1 protein-coding gene is annotated in these 446 nt (G+C 69.3%); it reads left to right on the plus strand.

Annotation, left to right across the window (positions count from 1 at the left end; all coding sequences use genetic code 11):
- A partial coding sequence (locus J5M71_RS28495; RefSeq protein WP_207839003.1) for a hypothetical protein occupies window positions 1–446 on the plus strand: 446 nt, incomplete at both ends.

The following is a 446-nucleotide window of genomic DNA, read 5'->3' on the forward strand; positions in this document are numbered from 1 at the left end:
TACGAATGGCGTGTGCGCGCGGCGCTGCTCGCCGGCGACTGGCCGATGGTGCGCCGCTCGATCGAGCAGATGCCCGAGCGGCTGCGCGACGACACGGCATGGATCTACTGGCGCGGCCGCGCGCTGAAGGAGAGCGGCGACACCCTCAAGGCGAACCAGGAGTTCGAGCGCATCGCCGGGCAGTTCAACTTCTACGGGCAGCTCGCGGGCGAGGAGCTCGGCCAGAAGACGACGATCCCGCCGCGCACGAAGGTGACGGACGCCGAGATCGACGCGATGAGCAAGGTGCCGGGCTTCGCGCTCGCGCAGCGCTTCTACGCGCTGAACCTGCGGCTCGAAGGCAACCGCGAATGGAACTGGCCGCTGCGCGGGATGACCGATCGGCAACTGCTCGCGGCGGCCGAGTACGGCAAGCGCGTCGACCTGCTCGACCGCACGGTCAACAC

Source organism: Pseudomonas sp. 43(2021) (assembly GCF_017490805.1).
In the GTDB taxonomy this organism is placed as follows: domain Bacteria; phylum Pseudomonadota; class Gammaproteobacteria; order Pseudomonadales; family Pseudomonadaceae; genus Aquipseudomonas.